At 55.5% G+C, this 3,714-nt stretch carries 2 rRNA genes (1 of these 2 only partly in view); both read left to right on the forward strand.

Features of this window, described 5'->3' with window-relative positions:
- Window positions 1-247 precede the first annotated feature (247 nt).
- A 16S ribosomal RNA gene (locus EV279_RS16710) occupies window positions 248-1,767 on the forward strand.
- 384 nt (window positions 1,768-2,151) lie between these two features.
- Window positions 2,152-3,714 (forward strand): 23S ribosomal RNA (locus EV279_RS16715); it runs 1,642 nt beyond the window's last position.
- Together the 16S and 23S rRNA genes form the textbook arrangement of a ribosomal RNA operon.

Genomic DNA, 3,714 nt, shown 5'->3' on the forward strand with positions numbered 1-3,714 from the left:
GAGAAGTTGCCCTGTGGGTGAGGCTGTGAGGCTGAGCTGCGGGAGCATCCGATCCTTGAGAACTCAACAGCGTGCACTTGTCAAATGCCAAATAACCTCGTTCCAGCTTTGGCTGGATGAGATTCCTTTGGATCAAATCGTCGGCCCTTTGGGGTTGGCGTAACGGATATGTCAGCAATGGCATCCTCATTTGGTCAGTTCAAACTCGCTGCTTCGGCCTTATTCCGGTCGTTGTCGGCATTATTTCTTTACGGAGAGTTTGATCCTGGCTCAGGATGAACGCTGGCGGCGTGCTTAACACATGCAAGTCGAACGGTGAAAGGAAGCTTGCTTCCTGGATCAGTGGCGAACGGGTGAGTAACACGTGAGCAATCTGCCCCGGACTCTGGGATAACAGCTGGAAACAGCTGCTAATACCGGATACGAGACGTGAAGGCATCTTCAACGTCTGGAAAGAATTTCGGTCTGGGATGAGCTCGCGGCCTATCAGCTAGTTGGTGAGGTAACGGCTCACCAAGGCGTCGACGGGTAGCCGGCCTGAGAGGGTGACCGGCCACACTGGGACTGAGACACGGCCCAGACTCCTACGGGAGGCAGCAGTGGGGAATATTGCACAATGGGCGCAAGCCTGATGCAGCAACGCCGCGTGAGGGACGACGGCCTTCGGGTTGTAAACCTCTTTTAGCAGGGAAGAAGCGAAAGTGACGGTACCTGCAGAAAAAGCACCGGCTAACTACGTGCCAGCAGCCGCGGTAATACGTAGGGTGCAAGCGTTATCCGGAATTATTGGGCGTAAAGAGCTCGTAGGCGGTCTGTCGCGTCTGCTGTGAAAACCCGAGGCTCAACCTCGGGCCTGCAGTGGGTACGGGCAGACTAGAGTGCGGTAGGGGAGATTGGAATTCCTGGTGTAGCGGTGGAATGCGCAGATATCAGGAGGAACACCGATGGCGAAGGCAGATCTCTGGGCCGTAACTGACGCTGAGGAGCGAAAGGGTGGGGAGCAAACAGGCTTAGATACCCTGGTAGTCCACCCCGTAAACGTTGGGAACTAGTTGTGGGGTCCATTCCACGGATTCCGTGACGCAGCTAACGCATTAAGTTCCCCGCCTGGGGAGTACGGCCGCAAGGCTAAAACTCAAAGGAATTGACGGGGACCCGCACAAGCGGCGGAGCATGCGGATTAATTCGATGCAACGCGAAGAACCTTACCAAGGCTTGACATATAGAGGAAACGTCTGGAAACAGTCGCCCCGCAAGGTCTCTATACAGGTGGTGCATGGTTGTCGTCAGCTCGTGTCGTGAGATGTTGGGTTAAGTCCCGCAACGAGCGCAACCCTCGTTCTATGTTGCCAGCACGTAATGGTGGGAACTCATGGGATACTGCCGGGGTCAACTCGGAGGAAGGTGGGGATGACGTCAAATCATCATGCCCCTTATGTCTTGGGCTTCACGCATGCTACAATGGCCGGTACAAAGGGCTGCAATACCGTAAGGTGGAGCGAATCCCAAAAAGCCGGTCCCAGTTCGGATTGAGGTCTGCAACTCGACCTCATGAAGTCGGAGTCGCTAGTAATCGCAGATCAGCAACGCTGCGGTGAATACGTTCCCGGGTCTTGTACACACCGCCCGTCAAGTCATGAAAGTCGGTAACACCTGAAGCCGGTGGCCCAACCCTTGTGGAGGGAGCCGTCGAAGGTGGGATCGGTAATTAGGACTAAGTCGTAACAAGGTAGCCGTACCGGAAGGTGCGGCTGGATCACCTCCTTTCTAAGGAGCATCTGGCACCTTCGGGTGTCCAGGCGCCGGTTCTGAGCGAATGTCTCAGCCGGTCAGCTCATGGGTGGAACATTTGACGGGGCTCTCATCGGGAGATCTCGGGTTCAGTACGCTGCTTGCAGCTGGAACGGCCTGGGGTGGACGGGTGGGGGCATGCACGCTGTTGGGTCCTGAGGGACCGGATGTGCTCTTCGGAGCCGACCGAACCTCAGGGCCTTTTCTGACGCCGGCTGTGCTGGCGTGCGGAGAGGGTACCGCCCGTACTTTGAGAACTACACAGTGGACGCGAGCATCTTCGAACCGGTTTCGGCCGGTTCGTATAGATGATCTTAAAGATCATTAGTCAATTTCATATTGACGATTCAACTCATGTGATTTCAAGTCTTTAAGAGCAAACGGTGGATGCCTTGGCATCTGGAGCCGAAGAAGGACGTAGCAATCTGCGATAAGCCTCGGGGAGTGGATAAGCACACTTTGATCCGAGGATCTCCGAATGGGGAAACCCCGCTGGGCGGCGTGCCGACCCAGTGACTCCCGCCTGAATATATAGGGCGGGTAGAGGGAACGTGGGGAAGTGAAACATCTCAGTACCCACAGGAAGAGAAAGCAACCGCGATTCCGTTAGTAGTGGCGAGCGAAACCGGAACAGGCTAAACCGAGTACGTGTGATATCCGGCAGGAGTTGCGTATTCGGGGTTGTGGGACTTTTCGGGCTGTTCTGCCGAGCGGCCGGCGTTACAAGAAGGTATAGACGAACGGCATTGAAAGGCCGGTCATAGAGGGTGCCAACCCCGTAGTCGAAATGCCTCCCTTGGCGCGAAGAGTATCCCAAGTAGCACGGGGCCCGAGAAATCCCGTGTGAATCTGTCAGGACCACCTGATAAGCCTAAATACTCCCAGATGACCGATAGCGGACAAGTACCGTGAGGGAAAGGTGAAAAGTACCCCGGGAGGGGAGTGAAATAGTACCTGAAACCGTTTGCTTACAAACCGTTGGAGCAGCCCTAGCAGCTGTGACAGCGTGCCTTTTGAAGAATGAGCCTGCGAGTTAGCGATACGTGGCGAGGTTAACCCGAGTGGGGTAGCCGTAGCGAAAGCGAGTCTGAATAGGGCGATTCAGTCGCGTGTCCTAGACCCGAAGCGAAGTGATCTATCCATGGCCAGGCTGAAGCGACGGTAAGACGTCGTGGAGGGCCGAACCCACTTAGGTTGAAAACTGAGGGGATGAGCTGTGGATAGGGGTGAAAGGCCAATCAAACTTCGTGATAGCTGGTTCTCTCCGAAATGCATTTAGGTGCAGCGTTGCGTGTTTCTTGCCGGAGGTAGAGCTACTGGATGGCCGATGGGCCCCACCAGGTTACTGACGTCAGCCAAACTCCGAATGCCGGTAAGTGAGAGCGCAGCAGTGAGACTGTGGGGGATAAGCTTCATAGTCGAGAGGGAAACAACCCAGACCACCAACTAAGGTCCCTAAGCGCGTGCTAAGTGGGAAAGGATGTGGAGTTGCTCAGACAACCAGGAGGTTGGCTTAGAAGCAGCCACCCTTGAAAGAGTGCGTAATAGCTCACTGGTCAAGTGATTCCGCGCCGACAATGTAACGGGGCTCAAGCACGCCACCGAAGTTGTGGCATTGACATTATTGGTAGGCCTTCGTGGTCCAGCCGTGTTGATGGGTAGGAGAGCGTCGTGTGGCCAGCGAAGCGGCGGTGTGAACCAGCCGTGGAGGCTACACGAGTGAGAATGCAGGCATGAGTAGCGAAAGACGTGTGAGAAACACGTCCTCCGAAAGACCAAGGGTTCCAGGGTCAAGCTAATCTTCCCTGGGTAAGTCGGGACCTAAGGCGAGGCCGACAGGCGTAGTCGATGGACAACGGGTTGATATTCCCGTACCGGCGAAGAACCGCCCCAATCAATCCAGTGGTGCTAAGTGCCCGAATT

The sequence above is a fragment of the Microbacterium sp. BK668 genome (genome assembly GCF_004362195.1).
GTDB lineage: Bacteria > Actinomycetota > Actinomycetes > Actinomycetales > Microbacteriaceae > Microbacterium.